Source organism: Streptomyces sp. JLBG701 (assembly GCF_058544905.1).
On the sequence record NZ_CM178588.1, the window covers coordinates 5,289,819 to 5,309,082 of the forward strand.

Annotated in this window: 18 protein-coding genes; 11 read left to right on the forward strand and 7 right to left on the reverse strand. The window is 71.1% G+C overall.

The window, feature by feature from the left end; genetic code table 11:
- Nucleotide 1: 1 nt before the first annotated feature.
- Nucleotides 2-1,297, reverse strand: coding sequence for a helix-turn-helix domain-containing protein (locus AC5DRG_RS24175; protein ID WP_491812719.1), 1,296 nt, complete (start codon nucleotides 1,295-1,297; stop codon nucleotides 2-4).
- A gap of 194 nt (nucleotides 1,298-1,491) precedes the next feature.
- Here AC5DRG_RS24175 and AC5DRG_RS24180 point away from each other — a divergent pair, with 194 nt between their 5' ends.
- Together AC5DRG_RS24180 and AC5DRG_RS24185 are read left to right on the forward strand one after the other, a co-directional pair.
- Nucleotides 1,492-1,932: a UCP032817 domain-containing protein gene (locus AC5DRG_RS24180; protein WP_491812720.1), complete on the forward strand. Its 441-nt coding sequence runs from the start codon at nucleotides 1,492-1,494 to the stop codon at nucleotides 1,930-1,932.
- A 155-nt stretch (nucleotides 1,933-2,087) separates the two neighbouring features.
- The gene (locus tag AC5DRG_RS24185) at nucleotides 2,088-2,768 is read left to right on the forward strand and encodes a class I SAM-dependent methyltransferase (protein WP_491812721.1); all 681 of its coding nucleotides are present in this window, start codon (nucleotides 2,088-2,090) and stop codon (nucleotides 2,766-2,768) included.
- Nucleotides 2,769-2,784: 16 nt separating this feature from the next.
- On the opposite strand, the gene AC5DRG_RS24190 is transcribed toward AC5DRG_RS24185, so the two are convergent.
- Nucleotides 2,785-3,333, reverse strand: a complete 549-nt coding sequence (locus AC5DRG_RS24190; RefSeq protein ID WP_491812722.1) for a hypothetical protein — start codon at nucleotides 3,331-3,333, stop codon at nucleotides 2,785-2,787.
- A gap of 261 nt (nucleotides 3,334-3,594) precedes the next feature.
- On the opposite strand from AC5DRG_RS24190, the gene AC5DRG_RS24195 reads away from it, so the two are divergent.
- Nucleotides 3,595-6,564: an AfsR/SARP family transcriptional regulator gene (locus AC5DRG_RS24195; protein WP_491812723.1), complete on the forward strand. Its 2,970-nt coding sequence runs from the start codon at nucleotides 3,595-3,597 to the stop codon at nucleotides 6,562-6,564.
- Nucleotides 6,565-6,585: 21 nt separating this feature from the next.
- Here the strand turns inward: AC5DRG_RS24195 and AC5DRG_RS24200 are convergent, their stop codons facing one another.
- The 3 genes from AC5DRG_RS24200 to AC5DRG_RS24210 form a co-directional block, all read right to left on the reverse strand.
- Nucleotides 6,586-7,236, reverse strand: a complete 651-nt coding sequence (locus AC5DRG_RS24200) for a sigma-70 family RNA polymerase sigma factor (RefSeq protein ID WP_491812724.1) — start codon at nucleotides 7,234-7,236, stop codon at nucleotides 6,586-6,588.
- Between the two features lie 194 nt (nucleotides 7,237-7,430).
- Nucleotides 7,431-8,228, reverse strand: coding sequence for a hypothetical protein (locus AC5DRG_RS24205; protein WP_491812725.1), 798 nt, complete (start codon nucleotides 8,226-8,228; stop codon nucleotides 7,431-7,433).
- Between the two features lie 27 nt (nucleotides 8,229-8,255).
- Nucleotides 8,256-9,035, reverse strand: coding sequence for a lysozyme family protein (locus tag AC5DRG_RS24210; RefSeq protein WP_491812726.1), 780 nt, complete (start codon nucleotides 9,033-9,035; stop codon nucleotides 8,256-8,258).
- Nucleotides 9,036-9,537: 502 nt separating this feature from the next.
- Here AC5DRG_RS24210 and AC5DRG_RS24215 point away from each other — a divergent pair.
- The 8 genes from AC5DRG_RS24215 to AC5DRG_RS24250 all read left to right on the forward strand — a co-directional run bounded on the left by AC5DRG_RS24215 (nucleotide 9,538) and on the right by AC5DRG_RS24250 (nucleotide 17,827).
- The gene (locus AC5DRG_RS24215; protein WP_491812727.1) at nucleotides 9,538-9,909 is read left to right on the forward strand and encodes a hypothetical protein; all 372 of its coding nucleotides are present in this window, start codon (nucleotides 9,538-9,540) and stop codon (nucleotides 9,907-9,909) included.
- A complete protein-coding gene (locus AC5DRG_RS24220; RefSeq protein WP_491812728.1) occupies nucleotides 9,906-10,184 on the forward strand; it encodes a hypothetical protein in 279 nt (92 codons plus the stop codon). The genes AC5DRG_RS24215 and AC5DRG_RS24220 overlap by 4 nt, the downstream gene beginning before the upstream one ends.
- Nucleotides 10,185-10,294: 110 nt before the next feature.
- Entirely contained in the window at nucleotides 10,295-10,576 is a 282-nt protein-coding gene (locus AC5DRG_RS24225; RefSeq protein WP_491812729.1) for a hypothetical protein, read from the forward strand.
- Nucleotides 10,577-10,610: 34 nt separating this feature from the next.
- Nucleotides 10,611-11,360, forward strand: a complete 750-nt coding sequence (locus tag AC5DRG_RS24230; protein WP_491812730.1) for a DUF8175 domain-containg protein — start codon at nucleotides 10,611-10,613, stop codon at nucleotides 11,358-11,360.
- A gap of 1 nt (nucleotide 11,361) precedes the next feature.
- Nucleotides 11,362-12,570: a TrbL/VirB6 family protein gene (locus AC5DRG_RS24235; protein ID WP_491812731.1), complete on the forward strand. Its 1,209-nt coding sequence runs from the start codon at nucleotides 11,362-11,364 to the stop codon at nucleotides 12,568-12,570.
- A gap of 225 nt (nucleotides 12,571-12,795) precedes the next feature.
- Nucleotides 12,796-14,289: an SCO6880 family protein gene (locus AC5DRG_RS24240; protein WP_491812732.1), complete on the forward strand. Its 1,494-nt coding sequence runs from the start codon at nucleotides 12,796-12,798 to the stop codon at nucleotides 14,287-14,289.
- 182 nt (nucleotides 14,290-14,471) lie between these two features.
- Nucleotides 14,472-16,034, forward strand: a complete 1,563-nt coding sequence (locus tag AC5DRG_RS24245) for an ATP/GTP-binding protein (RefSeq protein ID WP_491813133.1) — start codon at nucleotides 14,472-14,474, stop codon at nucleotides 16,032-16,034.
- Nucleotides 16,031-17,827 (forward strand): type IV secretory system conjugative DNA transfer family protein, encoded by a 1,797-nt coding sequence (locus tag AC5DRG_RS24250; protein ID WP_491812733.1) that lies wholly within the window; start codon nucleotides 16,031-16,033, stop codon nucleotides 17,825-17,827. The genes AC5DRG_RS24245 and AC5DRG_RS24250 overlap by 4 nt, the downstream gene beginning before the upstream one ends.
- Here AC5DRG_RS24250 and AC5DRG_RS24255 read toward each other — a convergent pair.
- A complete protein-coding gene (locus tag AC5DRG_RS24255) occupies nucleotides 17,748-18,929 on the reverse strand; it encodes a DUF418 domain-containing protein (protein ID WP_491812734.1) in 1,182 nt (393 codons plus the stop codon). The two genes, AC5DRG_RS24250 and AC5DRG_RS24255, sit on opposite strands and share 80 nt — an antisense overlap.
- Nucleotides 18,926-19,132: a hypothetical protein gene (locus AC5DRG_RS24260; protein WP_491812735.1), complete on the reverse strand. Its 207-nt coding sequence runs from the start codon at nucleotides 19,130-19,132 to the stop codon at nucleotides 18,926-18,928. The genes AC5DRG_RS24255 and AC5DRG_RS24260 overlap by 4 nt, the downstream gene beginning before the upstream one ends.
- Between the last annotated feature and the right edge of the window lie 132 nt (nucleotides 19,133-19,264).

Here is a 19,264-nt window from a genome sequence, read left to right on the forward strand (position 1 = left end):
GTCAGTTCCGGACGCTCGTCGCTGCGGCCAGCTCACGGACGCCGCTCACCCGCGGGTGTCGCGTAGCGAGGTCTCCGACAATCTTTCGGATCGCCGGGCGGTCGCGGACCTCGCCCGGCGAGACGCGCATGGCGGACAGCAGTTCGTGCGCGGCCTGCTCGGGCTTGCCCCACTGCCACCATGCGCGGCCAAGGTCGGTGTGCATCCGCCCCTTGCGTTCGGCCGTGGGGAACTGGTCCGCGTGCAGCGCGCGGCCGGCATCGAGCGCGGCCCCGGCGTCGCCGAGCGCCCAATGAACGCCGACTTCATAGAGGTCGACGGCTGCGGGAGTGATGGGGAACAGGCGCCCGGGCGGGGCCTGTTGCGGAAGTCGGCGCGCGGCCTTGGAGGCTTCGCGAATCATGGCCTGGGCCTGGTCGCGGTCTCCGGCCCGCGCCGCCGTATAGGAGGTGGTGCACAACATCTGCGCGTACGCCGCCGCCTGTGCGGGGGTCGTAAGACCGGTGGCCTCGACCTTGGTCGCGGCGTCAAGGATGAGGCGTTGCGCGGCGGCGGCCTGGTCCTGGTGGCGTAGGACGATGCTCAGCTCTCGGGCAGCAGCCGCGGCCACCAGTGGCGAGCCGGAGAGGCCTGCGTAGACGGTGGCCCGGTCGGCGGTGAGCCGTGCCCTGTCGTAGCGTCCGATCTTGACCAGGACCTGAGCGGCCAGGCTGTAACAAGCCGAGAGGCGGGCGTGCGCGAGGTCCGCACGAGACCGGGCGCCGTCGTGCACGTCGGCGAGCAGCCCGGGCAGCGCTTCCAAGAGATCGGCGTACTTGCCGGCATCGAAGAGGGCGCGCGCTCGCGCCAGGCGGGTGTCGAGAGGGACAGCCGAGCCGGTCGGAGCGGGGGTGATCGCGAGGGCGTCGTCCATGCCGACGAGGAGCTGAGCGGGGGCCGCCAGCGCGGCGGCTGCGAGCAGTGTGCGGCGGCGCATTGGGTCCTCCTCGACGCAACGTGGACCGTCCGACGCAACTCTAGTGGCTTGCAGAGCGCCTAATCCGAGTGCCGCACCTAGGACATTTATTGGCATTCCGACCTCTCGGGCGGCCTTTCGCAGGAGTTGCAGGTCAGCCGCTCGTCCGCCCCGCTGCTCCATTCGGGAAACCGTGGAGGCGGAACAACCGAGCCGGGTGCCCAGATCGGCTTGCCGCCATCCCCGACCGATGCGGCCCAGGCGAATGAGCCCTCCGAGGTCGCCGCGGTCGACGAGCGCACGAACCTTGGCGGAGCTCCACAGCGGGTCGACCGTGCGCATGACGCCTCCCACTGACCGAGGGCCGGGTCTACCCACGGTAGCGAGCGTCCGAAGGGGCGTCGACGGAGTGTGCACTCTCTGCAAATCGCTTGCGCACCAAGGCAGTTGATCACCGCGAGTCGCTCCCTGATGGTGTCGTTCAACCACGGGCCCGCTCTGGGCGGCCGACCCGAAACGACATCACGGAGGACAGCATGGCGACAGCAGTCGAAACCCAAGTCCGTGACCCGCGGGACTACGTACGGCGTGACGTGTGGGACCGGGAGATCCTGCTCCTGATGCGGGATCACCCCGTAGACGAAGTGATGGCCAACCGCTTGTTCGGCGCGGCCGTCTCGTACCTGATCACGGCCATGGACAAGTGGGGCCAGGGCCTGGAGATGTGCTGTGGCCGTCTGGTCGACCTAGCGGTTCACGTCTTCATCCTGGACACGAAGAACTACCGCGAGTTCTGCGCGGAGCACTTCGGCGGCAGGTTCCTGGAACACATTCCGGAGATCGAGTTCAAGTACGACGGCTCGGTGGAGCGCACCGCCCAGATCATCGCCGAGGCGGGCTTCGACGTGGACTGGAAGCTGTGGGAGCGGGACTACGGCAAGTGCGGGCCATGCAGTCCGGGGGCGAACTGCCACTGATCTGAACGGCCGGGCCCGGGGCGCCATGAGCGCACTCGGGCCCGTTCGCGTGCGCGTCCGGGTGAGGTGTTGGCATTCACCCACGCACGGGAGGGAGCGCCGATACGGTGTCCAGCTCAACGGACACCGGTCGCTCCGTTCTCCCGAGGAGTCTCATGCCCCACGCGCCCATGACACCGGCCGAATACTGGGACAAGTACAAGCCCTACAAGGGCGAGGGCACCCAATCTGCCCCGCAGGCCGACCGGTTCGACTGGACGCAGTATCCCGGGCACGGGCCCGGCGCCGAGGTCCTCGGCAGCCCCCGCCGTGCGCTGGAGCTCGGGCCGGCGGAGGGCAAGGAAGCCGCCCACCTGGCCCACAAGGGTGTCGAGGTGACCGGCGTCGACTTCTCCCCTGTCCAGACCGAACGCGCCCGAGCCTGGTGGAGGGGCACCCCCGGGCTGTCCTTCGTGCAGGGCGAAGCTTGCGCCTACCTCTCGTCAGCCCCTCAGGAGCACGACGCGATCTATTCGGTTTGGGGGGCCGTGTGGTTCACGGACCCCGAGGACCTGTTTCCCTGCGTCTTCGGGCGGCTGGCCCCCGGCGGGATCTTCGCGTTCTCGCAGGCCGAACCGGTCGCGGGCTCCTACGGCCCCCAGCAGATGCGCGGCAAGTGGCTCGAAGGCCGCGAGCGAGAACTGACCGTACGGCGCTGGCAGTACACCCCCGAGATGTGGGCGGACATCCTCAAACGGCACGGCTTCACCGACATCGACGCCCAGGTCCTCAAAGCCCCGGAGCCGGGCAACCTGGGCACGCTCATGGTCCACGCCCACGCTCCCGCGACCGTCTGAGCCAGGGCGAAGGCGCTCAGTGCTCCGCGCGCCGGACCGCGGCGTCTGCCGAGACGGCCCAGAAACGCAGGAGCAGTAGCGCCGTCGCTATGAGCACGATCGTCACCGTCTCTCCGGTCACGGCATCCCCTGACCCGTGTGAGGACACCTCGGAGATCAGAATCAGACTCCAGCAGGCCATTGCGCCCAGTGCCACATAGAAGCCAAGTCGCAGGACCTTCGCCAGACGGCTGTGCAACCGATAGAGCAACAGCAACCTGCTGACGGAGACCTGCGGTTCCTCGTCGGTGGACGCGCGCTCGGCTCCGTTCACCAACTCGGATGCCTGGTTGAGCCAGGCTTGCGCCATCTCCTGCCCGCGCCGGAGCGTTTCGGGCTCGGCGGGGAGCAGTTGCTGCGCGGCCCACCAGTCGGCCGCGAAGGACACTTGCCGGGACGCGTCCTCGAAGGCAAGTCGGCGGCGCCCCACCCGACTCCGACGCAGCCGCCGATCCTGCAGTACCAGGCTCACCACCCCCGTGGCGGCAGTCACTACAGGCACCAGCACCGCTACGGAAACACTCACGACGTCCTGCGCACTCACCGGCAGCCCCCAGACGTTCGATCCGATACGCAGCTTCGCATCCCGGGGCGCGATCGCGCCCTACCGCTCAACTGCCGTACAGAACCGTGTGTTTCACATCACGCCACTGTGTCAACTTCCGTAACCAACCGTCACAAGCAGGGCCTCCGCCCCGTCACCCCCCGGCCACTCGCGCGCAAGATCGGCCACGCCGACGTGACGTTGACGCACCCGGTCACTACTGTCCGGAGGCGTGGAGGTCAGGTGAAGGTCTTGGATACGGACTCCCCAAAGGACAAGGACGCCCTTCGCTTCTCGCTGCTGGGTCCGCTGCGAGCCTGGCGTGGAGATGCCGAGTTGACGCTCGGGTCGCCCCAACAGCGGGCCGTTCTCGCGGTGTTGCTGTTGCGTCGGGGGCGCGTGGCCGGGGTGGACGACCTGGTGGACGGGATCTGGGGGAACGAACCGCCGTCCGGCGCGGTGTCGGTGTTGCGAACGTATGTCTCGCGGCTGCGGAAGCTTCTTGAGCCCGAGCGGGCCCAGGGTGAGCCGCCCCGGCTTGTCGTGTCCATCGGTGACGGGTACGCCCTGCGGACCGAGACGGTCTCCAGCGATCTCGACGAGTTCGAGGACAGTGTGAGCCAGGCTGGGGCCCGTCGCGCCCTCGGCGACAACCTCGCCGCCGCTGAGCTGCTGCGCACCGCGCTCGCCGCCTGGCAGGGCACGCCGCTCGGCGGAGTCCCCGGGCCGTACGCCGAGACCGAGCGGACGCATCTCGAGGAACGGCGGCTGGGTGCACTGGAGTTGCGGCTCCGTGTCGAGCTCGAACTCGGGCGGCACGAGGCGGCCGTACCCGAACTGGTGGCGCTGCGGGACGCCCATCCGTTGCGCGAGGCCGTCAGCGAACTGCTGCTGGTCGCCCTCTCCCGGAGCGGGCGACAGGCCGAGGCACTGGAGGTCTACGCCGACACCCGCCGCATCCTCGTAGAAGAACTCGGCATCGAACCGGGCCCGTCCCTGCGGGCCGCGCACGCGCGACTGCTGGCCGGGGAGCCGGAGGACGGCAATACCGACGCCGACACCCGCATCGATGTCGGCATCGGCGTCGGCGTCGAGACCGGCTCGCCCCCCGACGATCACCGCCGATTACGCGCCGCCGCCGGCATGCCGCGCCCCTCCCAACTCCCCACCGATCTACCCATGTTCACCGGCAGATCCGCCGAACTCGACGTCGCCGACGCCCTGTTGCCCTCCGATGCCGATCCGGACACGCCCGTCATCGGGGTGATCGACGGGATGGCCGGGGCCGGCAAGACCACGTTGGCCGTGCACTGGGCCCACCGCGTCGCCCACCGCTTCCCCGACGGCAGCCTCTACGTCAACCTGCGCGGTTACGACCAGCACGGCTCCGTGATGGATCCCTCGGACGCGCTGGAGACGTTCCTCGTGGCGCTCGGGGTGGTCCCGCAGGCCGTGCCCGAAGGGCTCGACGCGCAGGAGGCCATGTACCGCAGTCTTCTCGCGGACCGGCGCGTACTGATCGTGCTGGACAACGCCCGCGACGCCGAACAGGTACGGCCGCTGCTGCCCGGCACCCCTGGCTGCCTGGTCATCGTCACCAGCCGCAGCAGACTGAGTGGCCTGGTCGCCGGGCACGGCGCGCATCCGCTCTCGCTGGGGCTGCTGTCGGCCGACGAGGCCCTCGGCATGCTGACCCGGCGGCTCGGCGAGACGCGGGTGGCCGCCGAACCCGACGCGGCGGACGACATCGTAGGACTCTGTGGGCGGCTGCCCCTGGCGCTGGCCATCGTGGCGGCACGCGCCGCGCATCACCCGGCTTTCCGGCTCGCGGACATCGCCGAGGAGTTGCGGGAGGGCCACGGCAGCCTGGACGCGTTCGTCGGTGACGACGTGCAGACGGACGCTCGCGCCGTGTTCTCGTGGTCGTACCACGCCCTGCCGTCCCCCGCCGCGGAACTCTTCCGCCGGCTCTCCCAGCACCCGGGCCCCGACATCGGCACCGCCGCGGCCGCGGCCCTGGCCGGTGTGGAGCCGCGCCGGGCCCGCGCCCTGCTGACCGAGCTCACCGGGGCCAGCCTGCTCAGCGAACGGGCGCCCGGCCGCTTCGTCTTCCACGACCTGCTGCGCGCCTACGCCGCCGAGGTCGCCGAGACCGAGGACACGCAGGACACGCGCAGGGCGGCCCTGCTGCGGATGCACGACCACTATCTGCACACCGCCCACAACGTCTCCTCGGTCCTCACGCCGTTCGGGGAAACCATCCCGCTGCCGAGCCGTACAACGGACAGCACGCCGCTGCGGTTCAACAGCCGCAAAAAAGCCACCGATTGGGCGCGCGCGGAGCGGCCGGTGCTGCGGGCCGTCGTCGAACACGCCGTCTCCCACGGCTTCGACGACCACGCGTGGCGCACCACCTGGGCCCTGTACCTGGCCTTCGACCGGCTCGGCTTCTGGCACGACCTGATGGAGATGAACATCGCCGCGCTGCGGGCCGCGCGCGCCCTCGGCGACCGCGTCGCCCAGGCGCTCACCCTGCGCGGCCTGGGCTTCAGCCACTCCCGCTTCCACCGCGAACGCGAGGCTCTACGACTCCTGCGCGCCGCACTGGAGTTGTTCGTGGCCGCGGACGACGCCCCCGGCCAGGCACGCACCCTGCGCTACTTCGCCATCCTGGCCAACCGGGCGGGCCGACACGGCGAAGCGCTGGGCCACTACGCGCGGGCCCGCGAGGTGTACCGGGCCGAGGGGAACATCAGGAACGTGAGCGGCGAGGCCTATGTGCTCAACGAGGTCGGCTGGACGTACATCCTGATGGGCGAGCACGACCGGGCGCTGGAGCACTGCGAGAAGGCCGTCGCCCTGCACCAGGAGATCGGCGACCCGTTCGGCGAGGCCGGGGCGCTGGACAGCGTCGGCTACGCCCACCACCACCTCGGCCGGTACGACGCGGCCATCGAGCGCTTCCAGTTGGCGGCGAACCTGTACCAGGAGATGGGTGACCGCTACCTGGAGGCCGACACCCTCCGCCACATCGGAGCCTCGCACCGCGCCGCCGGCGATCGGCTCGCGGCCCGCGCCGCCTGGCTCAAGGCCCTCGCCCTGCTGGAGGAGATCGCCCACCCGGAGGCGGGCGACCTGCGCGGAACCCTGCGCGAACTGGACGTAGAAGTAGAAGTAGAAGGAGAAGGAGAAGACGTGGAACCGGACGGGTAGCGGCGCCCCCGACCGGTGCGGTCAGGCCGCCGTCCTCTCCGTCTGCCTCTCCGTCTGCCTCTCCGTCTGCCTCTCCGTCTGCCTCTCCGTCTGCCTCTCCGCCGTCTTCTCCCCCGCCCCCCGCTCCACCGCGACCCCCCGCTCGTCCAACGCCAGCCGCAGGCACCGCAGGGCGTAGTAGACGCGGGACTTGACCGTGCCCTGGGGGATGCCAAGGGCGTCGGCGGCCTGTTGGGTGGTGCGGTCGGCGAAGAACGTCGCGCGCAGGACCTCCTGGTGGGCGGGCGACAGGGAGCTCAACGCGTCCCGCAGGACAAGGGAGTTGAGCATCCGGTCGATGTCGTCGGCCTCGGCGCACATCTCGCCGAGCCAGGTGGTGCCGCCGACCTCCAGCGGGCGGGCCATGCGGGTGCGGTGCCCGTCGATGACGAGGTTGCGGGCGACGCGGAACATCCAGGGCCGTACGGCCATGCCCTCGTCGTCGGTCAGGTTCTTCTTGTTCCAGCAGCGCAGCAGCGTCTCCTGGATGACGTCCTCCGCGCGGTGCGCGTCTCCGCCGAGCAGGCGCAGGACGTAGGAGTAGAGGGCGGGGCCGTGCTCGACGTAGAGGTCGCGCAGGGCCCGCTCTTCAGGTGTGACCGCGCTCGCCGATCCGATGACGGTCAGGTTCATGGTGCCTCCTCGGGATGTCGGCCCCCCGTGGGCCGAGAAGTTCCGTGAATCCAGGGCCGGTTGGTCGAATGGGTCCTTCCGGTCCTGGAGTCACCGGAGTGTTCCGAGGGACGGTCCATGTTCGTTTGACGGCTGATGTACAAGGGATCCACGACCCGTACACGGCACGTCCAGGTCTCGTCCACGAATGGATCTCAGGCGACCGCCGCCGCCTCCAGTCCGTCGAGGTGGCAGCGGACCACGCGGGCCAGTTCGGCGTGGGTGGAGTCCAGCAGGCCCTGATGCTCCAACCGGTCCCACATGTGCAGCAGTTCACGTCCGTGCGCGACCGCCGCCAGGTCGTCGTCGAGCAGCCGCCAGGCGGCCGCCGCGCGGGCCACATCCTCGGCGGCCCGCGAATCCCGGTCCCGGCAGCGGATCCGGGCGACGGCCAACGCCAGCACGGTGGCCTGCCGGTGGTCGCCGCGCAGATACGCCACGTACGCCTCCATGGCCCGGGCCTCCAGCGCGTGCGGATGCTCGGCACCCTCGGTGTGGGTGAGGCGCTCGCGCAACGCGGTCGCGAGCACGAACGCCTCGTCGAGCCGCCCCTCCGCCAGGGACACGTTGATGCGCTGGACGCGATCGGCGAGGGATTCCGGTACGTCCGTAAGGGATTCTGATACGTCCGTGACGTCCGACGAGTCGTGGTGGGCATCCGGATCTTCGTACCCCGGATCCTCGTACCCCGAGTCCGGTCGCGTCACGATGCGGCTCGAACCGTCCGGCGCGACCTCCAGGACGAAGTGCTCGGTGCCGGGGCGGTCGTTCACCGTCGCCTCGACGGCCCTCCCGCGCTCCGCCGCACGCCGCTGCAACAGGTCGAGCACGGCCTCGTGCACGGACCGGCCGGCGTCGGGGAACAGGGCCTCGCCGTCGATCACGGCGGTGCCCTCGTCGGAGATGAACACGTCGAAGCGGTCGGCGGACAGGGTGAGTTCGGGGTGAGACATGGCTGATCTCCTTACGGGATACGGGGGTTACTGGTTTTCGTCGGACGGAGTCACGGACGGCGACGGCGTGTCCGACGGAGGCGGTGTCGCGACCCCCTCGTACTTGGCCAGCAGGGCGCGGACCTGGACGACGTAGCCCTGGGCCGCGTTGGTCTGCGGTACGCCGTGGGCCGTGCGGACCGCGTCCATGCCCTGGTCGTAGCCGACGAGGGCGAGGTCGAGGAGCTTGCCGGTGGCCTGGCCGCTGTCGAGCAACTGCTGGGACTGGTTGGCCATTTCGCACAGGTAGCGGCCCTGCGCCATGATCGAGTCCTCCGCGTCGAGTGCGGAGGTCTTGTCGTTGTCGTCGTCGTCCTTGCCGTACTGCGTGAAGACGGCGGGCGGCAGTTGCGAGATGCCGAGTCTGCCGTCGGGGCCGACCTTCGCCGCGTCGAAGTTGGACGCGAGCTCGATCTGGGCGGCGATCACGGTCGGGCCGATGGCCTCGCACAGCTTGCCGGCCTCCTCGATGGGGTCGACCAGGTCCTGGTCGGGGATCGAGTCGGGGTCCAGCTCGCCCTTGCCGTCGCCCTCGAATATCGCGATCACGGCGTCCGCGTCGCCCTCTCCGGCGCCGCCGCCCCCACCGCCGCCGAAGAGCAGGATCAGCGCGATGAGCGGGGCCAGGATGACGCCGAACCCGCCGATGATGATGATCACGACGACCATGCCGAGGATCACGACGGGCGACATCAGACAGCCGCAGCCGGATCCGGCGAGCAGCACGTTCCTGGTCGCGGTGGAGCCGCTGCCCTCTCCTTCGCTCATACGCGGGTGCCTACTTCCTCTCGGCAACTGCCGTTCGGGAACGGCTGTTTGAAATGGATCGCCTACGCCTTGAACCGCTCCGGGTGAGCGGCCCGTTGTGCTGCCCGACGGGCTCGCCGGACTCAAACGGCCCCCGGGGCAAATAAGTTCAAACCGGTGGAAACAGATGAGGCAGACCAGAGGAAGCACGATGAACGAGGGGGGTGGGGCGCGGATGAACGTCCCTTCAGCCGCGGCGCCGTCCGGCCCGCAGTCATGGGTCCGGGGGCCGACCGCGGAACGACCCGCACCAACGCCGACGCCGACACAAGCTCCGGCTCCGGCTCCAACGCCGGTTCCTGACAGCCCCGTTCGGCGCCGGCCCGCACCGTCCCCCGCGTCCGACCTGGGCTGGGGCGCCCCACAGGCAGCCCGCGCCCAGCGCCGCTCACGGGACGACGTCGGTTGGGTCAAGGCGCACGGCGGGGCCGGTACGACCTCGCTCGCCGAGGCCCTCGGCGGCGTGGACATCGGAGCCCGCTGGCCACAGGCGTCACGTGGCGAACCGCGTCGCGTCCTGCTGGTCGGCCGGACCAGCGCGGGCGGCCTGCGTTCGGTCTCCCAGGCGCTGAGCGCGCTGCGGGAGGACCCGGCCGCGCAGGGCGTCGACCTGCTGGGCGTGGTCCTGGTGGCCGACGCGCCCGGGCGGTTGCCGCTCAGCCTGTTGCGCCGTATCCGGGTCATCCGCTCGGTGGCTCCCGTGCACCGGGTCCCCTGGATACCGGGGTGGCGGGTCGGCTCACGCCGTACGGGAGTGCCCAAACAGCTCGCCGCGCTCGCCGAGTTGGTGGGCGCACGGCCGGAGAACGCCAAGGGCGGGAAGGACCGCTCATGATGCGCGCGGCCCTCGGCCTGACTCAGCTCGCCGCGTTCGACCCCAACGCCACCGGCGACGCGAACACGATCCTGGGCATCCTCGCCTGGTGCGCCACCGCCGGCGGCGTCGGCGGCCTGCTCATCGTCGGTATGAACATGGCGCTCCAGCTGCGCCGCGGCGATCCCGGCGAGGGCGGCGAGCACTTCCGCGGCGTCTTCTTCGTCACCCTCGGCTGTCTCATCGCGACGACGGCGGGCCCGCTGGTCGCGTTCCTCGGCGATCTGTCGCTCTGACCGACGCCACGCACCCTGCAGTCACCCGCCGCACGTCATACGTCCCTGCTCTTCCCCGACCTCGTTCACGACCTCGTTTTCATTAACGATTCAACTTCCCGGAGATCATCATGATGTCGCAGATCCGCTCCTCCGTCCTCGCCGCCGGCATACCCAACCCCACCCGCAACGCCCCCGGCGAACTCACCAGCAAGGTCGACACCGTGCTCGGCATCGCCGCCTGGGCCGGTACCGCCGCGGGCGTCGCCGGGGTGCTGATCACCGGCGCGATGATGGCCATCTCCCTCAAGCGCGGCGAGAGCTCGGAGCACATGAGCCGTCTCGGCATGGTGCTCGGCGGCTGTGTCCTGGTGGCGACCGCGGGCCCGCTGGTCAGCTTCGTCTTCGCGTGAGCCGGTGAGCCGGTAGAGGGAGAGGGGCGTCGAGGTGTTCACACGGAGGGAACGGCAGGCCGAACGGCCCGGCCCGTTCTGGAAGCAGCGCAGCTGGCAGACGTCGGCGGGGTTCCTCGCCGTCGTGCTCGCCATGGCCGGGATCGTCGCCCTGACGTCCGAGGACGACACGGCCGAGGCCGGCGGGAGCTCCGCGAGCAGCGGGCCGCTGTCCGGCACGTCCACGGCTCAGGGCGGACGGCCCGCGGGCTGTCGTACCGACGACAGCGCGGGCGACGCCCAGCCCACGGCCGTGCCGACGGACGTCGAGTGGCGCCGCCTCGGCGTCACCCGCGTGCCCGTCTCCGCGTCCCTGGGGCCCACCCAGGAGCGGGGCCCGGTGCTGTGGTGCTTCGCGCACACACCGACGGGCGCGGCCCTGGCCGCCCACATCATCCCCTCGCAGATGAGCGGATCGAACTGGCGCACCGTCACCGAGCAGCAGGTCCTGGCCGGGCACGGGCGCGACCTGTTCGTGTCCCAGCGCTCCACCGTCGAGGACGTGGACACACCGAGCGCCGGGACCACCGCCTCGTACGCCGGCTACTCCGTGACCACGTACGAGAACGACACCGCCACCGTCGACCTGCTCATCAACTCCGGCCAGTCGTCCTACAGCGCGACCACCATCGCGCTGCGCTGGGACAAGGGCGACTGGAAGGTCGTACCCGGAAACGACGGGTCGCTGCACACGCCCGTGAACACCGTGCCGGGCACCGGCGGCTTTCTGATCTGGGGGAACTGACATGGCTGCATGCCCGACCGGCAATCCGATCGTCGACGCGGTGGTGGGGTTCTTCAAGTTCCTCGGCAACCCCATCGGCACGATCGTCGAAGGCATCGCGAACGCCGTACTCGCCGGTGCGATCGCGGTGTTCGGGGCGCTCACCACCTCGATCCCCACCCTGGCGGGAACCACGACCGCTCAACAGGTCAACGGCGAGACACAGTGGCTCGTCGTCTATCTGGCGGTCGGCTCACTCATCTTCGCCGCCACCAGAATGGCCGTCGAGCGCCGCGGCAACGCCGGCATCACCGCGCTGAAGGGGATCCTGCGGGTCGTCTTCGTCGCCGGTGCCGCCACCACCGTCGTCGGCGCCGCCGCCTCCCTGTCCGACCGCTACGCCGACTACCTCTTCCAGGCGGGCGCGCAGAACCAGCTCAACAACATCAGCTGCTCCAGCGGCGATGTCGGGTCCTCGTTCCTGCTGCTCGTCCTCGCCTTCCTGCTGCTCATCGCGGGCATCATCCACACGATCCTGCTCTACATCCGGCTCGGCGTCATGATCGTCCTGCTCGGCACGCTGCCGCTGGCCGCCGCCGCGTCGATGACGGACTGGGGCGGCGGCTGGTGGCGCAAGCACATCGGCTGGATGATCGCCTGGCTGCTGTACAAGCCGGCGGCGGGGCTCGTGATGTACGCCGGCTCCGCGATGATCACCGCGGGCGGCGAGAACAGCATCAACGAACGCATCGCCGGTATCGGCGTGATGCTGCTGTCCGCCGTCGCCCTGCCCGCACTGCTGAAGCTGGTCGTCCCGGCCACGGCTGCGCTCGGCGGAGCCAGTGCCATGTCCGGCGCGATGTCCTCCGTCGGTGGTGCGTTGGCCTCCGGCGCGAAGTCGGTGGGCGGGTCCGGGGGCAGTTCGGGTTCCGCTGGACCTGCAGGCGCGGCGGGCTCCGCCGGTGGGGCGGGCTCGGGCGGCTCCTCTGGCTCGGGCGGCAAATCGGGGCCCTCGGGTGCGACGCCGCTGTCGGGGGGCGGCGGAGGAGCCGGCGCGGCCGGAGCCGGTGCCTCGGGAGCGGGCGCGGCCGGAGGTGGAGCCGCCGCAGCGGGAGCGGCCGCGGGACCCGTCGGGGCGGCCATCGGGGCCGCGGTCAGTGTGGCTCAGGTCGCCGGGAGGGTCGCGTCGGGGTCCCTCGACGGGGCGGACGGCGACGCGGGCCATAACTAGCTCTGCAACTAGCCCTGCTGGTTGGGCAGTTCGTTTGCTGCAGGCCGGTGGGGGCTGGTCGCGCAGTTCCCCGCGCCCCTAAAAGCCAAAAGCAGGGCGCTGCCCCGCCCCACAGACGGGCCGCCGAACTCCCGCTTCCCGCCTGGGAGTTCGGCGGCCTCCCCACTCCCCGAGACCACACCTCCAGCCGAACTCACCACTCCACGAAGGGAAACCGCGTCCACCATGTCCACGGAAGCCGTCACCCACCCCACCTACGGGAACTGGCGCAGGCCCAGAAGGCCCGGCCTCGGGCCGCTCGGACTCGTCGGCACCTTCGGTGTGTTCGGCGGGCTCGTCCTGACCCTGCTGGCGTCGCTGATCTCGCTGGTCGCCGCCCTGGTCGTCGCCGTACCGGTCGTCGTGTTCCTCGTCCCGCTCGCCATCCGCACCCAGGACGGCCGCAACGTCTACCAGCTCATGACCCTGCGGATCGGCTGGCTGCGCCGCAAGGCGAAGGGCTCGCACATCTACGTCTCCGGCCCCCTCTCCCCGCGCCCGGGAGGCCGTTTCCGCCCGCCGGGACTGCTCAACAAGGTCACCGTGACCGAGGGCCGGGACGCCTACGACCGCTCCTTCGGCGTGCTGCACCACCCCGCCCGCAACCTGTACACGATCGTCCTGGGCTGCGACCCCGACGGCGGCTCCCTGGTCGACCCGGACCAGGTCGACGTATGGGTGGCCCTGTGGGGCGAGTGGCTGGCCCGCCTCTCGCACGAACCCGGTCTGCGCGGCGCCTCGGTGATCGTGGAGACCGCCCCCGACCCGGGCACCGCCCTCGCCAACGAGGTGCTCCCCCGTATCCACCCCGACGCCCCGCCCGCCGCCCGCGCGGTGATGGAGGAGGTCGTCGAGCGCTACCCCACCGCCTCCTCGGAGATGCACACCTACGTCACCCTCACCTACGGCGTCCCGGCCGGCCAGAAGCGCAAGAAGGAGGACGTCATCACCGACCTGGCCATCCGTATCCCGGGCCTGCTCAGCGGGCTGATCGGCGCGGGCGGCGGCGCGGCCTACCCGCTGTCGGCCGAGCGGATCGCCGAGGTCGTCCGGGTCGCCTACGACCCCGCCGTCGCCGCCGATGTCCTCAACGCCCGTGCCCAGCAAGGCGGTACGGGCCTGGAGTGGGACGACGCGGGACCGGCCGCCGCCGTCGAGACCGTCGGCAGCTACCAGCACGACTCGGGTGTCTCCCGGACCTGGCTGCTGACCCTGGCCCCGCGCGGCACCGTACGGTCCTCCGTGCTCAGGGGCATGCTGGAGGCGGCCCCCGGCACCCGTCGCAAGCGGGTCGCCCTCGTCTACAAGCCCATCGACCCGGCGACCTCGGCCCGCATCGTCGAGTCGGACCGGCGCAGCGCCCAGTTCATGGCGACGTCCGGGCGCGGCATGGTGCAGGCCCGCGCCGCGAGCGAGATGCGGGCGGCGGAGCAGACCGCGGCGGAGGAGGCGTCGGGCGCGGGGCTCGTGGAGTTCTCGCTGATGCTGACGGTCACCGTCGACTCCATGGACGAACTCGCCGACGCCAGCAACGCCGTACGCAATCTGACCGCGGCCTCCCGGGTGCTGATGCGGCCGGCCGACCGGATGCAGGCGGCCGCGTTCAGCTGCACGCTGCCCGCCGGAATCCTCCCGTGGGAGCAGACCCTCATCCCGCACGAGCTCCAGGAGGCGCTGTGAGCCGGCAGAACAAATACGACAGGGACGACAGGCGCGAGGAGAAGTTCCAGGAGCAGTTGGCGAAGCGGGAGGCCAAGAAGCAGGCGAAGGCCCGGGGTAGGGAGAAGGCCCCGCAGCGGCCCAGGGAGCTCTACGTCCCACCCCGAGGCTGGGCCGGTCCCGGCGGCGGTCGCGTCGGCTATATGGATCCGCCCACCATGTGGCGTGCCACCACCGTGCAGGCCTGCGGTATGTGGCCGTTCGCCGCGGGTTCCGGTTCGCCGATGACCGGAGTCCCGCTCGGCCAGCACCTGTTCACCGGCGCCACGGTCTGCGGCGACCCGCTGAACTGGTTCACCCGGGCCCGCTACATCTCCAACCCGTCCCTGTTCATGCTCGGCATGCCGGGCCTGGGCAAGTCCACCCTCATCAACCGCATGCTGATCGGCCTCGCCGCGACCGGCGTCGTCCCGCTCGTCCTGGGCGACCTCAAGCCCGACTACGCCGACACCGTACGGGCGTTGGGCGGCCAGGTGATCTCCATCGGGCGCGGCCGGGGCGGCATCAACGTCCTCGACCCGGGCGCGATGGGCGCGGCCGCAGCCAAGATCGGCGGCGAGGCGGGCGAGGTCCTCAAGGCCGAGACGCACGGCCGTGTCCTGAACATGGTCGCCGCGCTCGTCACCATCGTGCGCGGCCGCCCGATGGACGACCACGAGCAGTCCGTGCTCTCCGCCGTCCTCCACCACCTGCGCGAACGAACCCCCGAGGGCCGTGCGGCCCTCCTGCCCGACCTCCTCCGCGTCCTCACCGAGGGCCCCGACCGGGTCCGCGCGGTCACCCTCGACCGCGGCGACGACGCCCGCTACCGCGACGCCGTCGACCCGCTGCACCGCTCCCTCCTCGGCATCCTCGACGGCCCGCTCGGCGACACCTTCGCCTCCGAGACGTCGACCCGTATCGACCCGGACGCGTCCGCCGTGTGCATCGACATCTCCGGCATCGGCGAGGCCGACACCCAGCTGACCGCCGCCGCGATGCTCGCCGCCTGGTCGGAGGGGCTCGGCACGGTGGCCGCCTCGCACGCCCTCGCGGACGCCGGGCTGATGCCCCGGCGCTGGTTCTTCACCGTCCTGGACGAGCTGTGGCGGCCCCTGCGCGCCGCCTCCGGCATCGTCGACCGCATCGACGCGCTCACCCGCCTCAACCGCTCCCTCGGCCTGGGCGACGCCAAGATCACCCACACGCTGAAGGACGCCGAATCCATCGGCAACGACTCCGACCGGGCCAAGGCGCGCGGGTTCGTGGAGCGAGCCGGGATGGTGGTGTGCGCCGGGCTGCCGAAGACCGAGATGGAGGACCTCGGCAAGGTGGTCGGCCTGTCCCGGCGCGAGATCGAACTGGTCTCGTCCTGGTCCTCGCCGCCCGGCTGGAGCGTCACCGGGGACAACGAGGAGCCGCCCGGCCGGGGCCGCTTCCTCATCAAGGTCGGCGGCCGTCCCGGCATCCCCATCAAGGTCGCCATCACCGACGCCGAGCGCGAGCTGCACAACACCAACACCCGCTGGACGCCCAACGACGCGGCCGTGGAACAGCAGGCGGCCCGCGCCGCCGAGGAGGTCGCCCGCGCGGCCCAGGACGGAAGCCTGCAACACATCCAGCACGCCCAGGCAGCGACCTTGCACGCCGAGGCCGAAGCCATGCACGCACAGGACACAGCCCTTCGTACGGCCGCCACGGCCGAGCCCGGAAGGTGGACCGCATGAGCGCCTCAGGCCCCTCCACGAGCGGTATGCACGACCTCGTCCCCTGGGCGATCACCGCGGTCGCTGCCACCGCCCTCACCGTGTTCACCGTGGCCTGGGGAGGCGGCACCCTGGGCGCCGGCCTCTCCGGCCACGGCTGGGACGCCCCACCGTTCGCGATGTCGACGGTCGCGAAGCTCGTCGGGGAGGGACCGGCCGTCCTGTGGCCGGGTGCACCACCGTTCGCGGTCTACGGCGGCATGCTGGGCCTGCTGGTGCTGGTCACGGTGCCTGTCGCCATCGTCGTACGCCTGGTCATGGCGCACACCTCCCGCCCCAAGGGCCTTGCAGGCCGCCGCGAACTGGCGAGCATGTGCCCGAAGGGCATCGAGGCCCGCGCCCGCGACCTGCGCCCCACCCTCAAGGGCCGCGACAAGATGCACCCCGACGAGACGGGCAACCTCCTCGGCGACCTGGAGCCGGGCGGCCCGGAGCTGCGCAGCAGTTACGAGGACGTGGAGCTGGACCTGATGGCTCCGCGAGCCGGCAAGTCCACCGGCATCGCGGTCCCTCGCGTCCTCCGCGCCCAGGGCCCGGTCCTCCTCACCTCCAACAAGTCCGACGTGTACGCCGTCACCCGCGCCGAACGCGCCAAGACCGGCACGGTGTGGACGTTCGACCCGCAGGGCATCGCCCACACCCCGCGCGCCATGTGGTGGAACATGCTCGCCGAGTGCGCCACCATCGAGGGCGCCCGCCGCCTGGCCGGCCACTTCGTGGCGTCCGTCAACGACGACGCCTCCCAGAAGGACTTCTGGATCTCGGCCGCCCAGAACACCCTCACCGCCCTCTTCCTCGCCGCGAACAAGGGCAAGGCAACAGTCGTCGACCTACTTGCCTGGCTGGCCGACCCCGCCGACCGCACCCCGATCGACCTCCTGCGGGAGGCCAACCTGGTAGCGATGGCAGACCAGTTGCAGGGCACGGTCCGAGGCGCCGTGGAAACCCGCGACGGCATCTACGAGACCGCCCGCCAGACCGTCTCCTGCCTCCTCGACCCGGAGATCCTCGCCTGGGTCACCCCCGACCCCGACCTGCCCGAATTCCGACCGGACCAGCACGCGTTGGGCCGCGACACGCTCTACCTCCTCTCCAAGGACGGCGGCGGCTCGGCGGCCGGCGTCATCGCCGGGCTCGCGGACGCGACGATGCGCGCGGGAGTCGTGGCCGCCGAACGCCTCGGCGGCCGTCTCGACCCCCCGATGACGGCGGTCCTCGACGAGGCGGCCAACGTGTGCCGCATCTCCGACCTGCCCGACCTGTACTCCCACTTCGGCTCGCGCGGCATCAACGTCGTGACCCTGCTGCAGAGTTACCGCCAGGGCGCCCGCGTCTGGGGCGAGATCGGCATGGACGCCCTGTGGAGCGCGGCCACCGTCAAACTCCTCGGCGCGGGCCTCGACGACGCCGACTTTGTCCAGAAGATCTCGACGCTGGTGGGCCAGCACGACGTAAAGACGCCGAGCATCTCCCGTAGCAAGGACGGCACTTCACGCTCGTACTCCTACCGCCAGGAGGCCGTCCTGCCCCCCGACAAGATCCGCGCCCTCCCCAAGGGCACCGCCCTCCTCCTGGCCACCGGCATCAAGCCCGCCCTGATCCGGCTGCGCCCCTGGTACAAGGAGCCCAACGCCGGCCCCATCTCCGCCCAGGCCAAGGCCGAAGCGGCCGCGATCACCGAACGCGCCGCACGCCGCCTGACCGGCCTGACCCTGACCAAGCCGGCGACGGAATCGGACACCGCCCCAGCGTGACGGCCCTCAGCAACAGCTCCACCGGCCCCTGCCGCATCCGCCCCAACCACCGCACACTGACGGCGAGTTGAGCCCCGTAAAGGCCCACACACGCCGTCAGTACGGCGGCGGCGCCGAGACGGCCGTACAGCCCGAGCCCATAACCGGTGAAGACGACGGCGAGGACGAACGACTGCGAGAGGTAGTGCGTGAGGGCCGTCCGCCCCGCGGCGGCGAGCACGGAAGCCGCGCGGGGCCGGACGAGGAGCAACAACCCGCAGGCGTACGAGGCTGTCAGCGCCGGTGCCGTCAGGATGCCGACCGCGTGGCCGACGTAGAACCAGCGGCTGTCCAGCGGCCCGTTGGAGCAGACCGCCATGACGACGCCCCCGGCCAGACCGACGGGGAGACACAAGGCTGCTGTCCTCCGCAGCCGGGCGCGGTCACGCCCATACCTCTCCAGCAACTGCGCCTTCCCCGCCGCCAGTCCGGCCAGGAACGCGGCCAGCATGTCCGGCGCGTACAGCAGGTCGGTGGCGAGCGCGTCGGGCAGGGCTCGCACATGGGCGCCGATCACGGAAAGGGCGTCGCCCCGGTAGGCGGCGAGGAGTGGGTCGTAGCGAGTCGAAGCCGGTGGCCCGGCGACGGCGACGGTCAGTAGCCCATAGCCGAACAGCAGGACTGCCAGCACCCCCACCAGCCCGGCCGCGAGCCGCACCGCCGCGCGCGGTGTCAGGCCGCGCAGCCCGTACAGCACCAGTGCGAGGGCGGCGTACGTCATGAGGATGTCGCCCGGGTAGAGCAGCACCGCGTGCGCGAGTCCGAGGGCGAACAGGCCTGCCGTACGCCGCAGATGGCGCGGCGCGAAGGCGACGCCCGCGCGTTCGGCGGACCGTTCCTGGAGCACGAAGCTGTAGCCGAAGAGGAAGGAGAAGAGGAGGTAGAACTTGCCGGTGACGAGGGCAGCGACCGCCCAGGCGGCCCCCCGGTCTACCGTCGTCGCCTCCGTCCCGCCGCCGAACACGGTGTCGGGACCGGCCATCAGCAGGGCGTTCACGAGCAGGATGCCGAACAGGGCGAAGCCGCGCAGGACATCGAGTTCCCGCACCCGGCCCGCGCTCACCGCGCCACCAGGGCGGCGGTCCCGAAGGCCACGGCGGACGACAGGAACCACCCGAACGACCGCGACAACGCCCGGTCGTACGACCGCACCAACGGACCCCGCCGCCTCAGCCGTACGACCGTGACGGCCTCCCGCGCCGCGAGCACCAGGCACGCGACGCCGATCCCCGTGCACAGGATCCGAAGCGCCAACTCCCCGTCCATGCAGTCCCTTTCGCCTGTTCACACCGGCCCTCACCGCGCACAACGGCTGCCGTCGCCCACCGGTTCAGAGGCCGCCGGAGCCTTGAACCGCCGTACGCGACACGCCCGTTGTGGGGACGGAACGGACCAGAA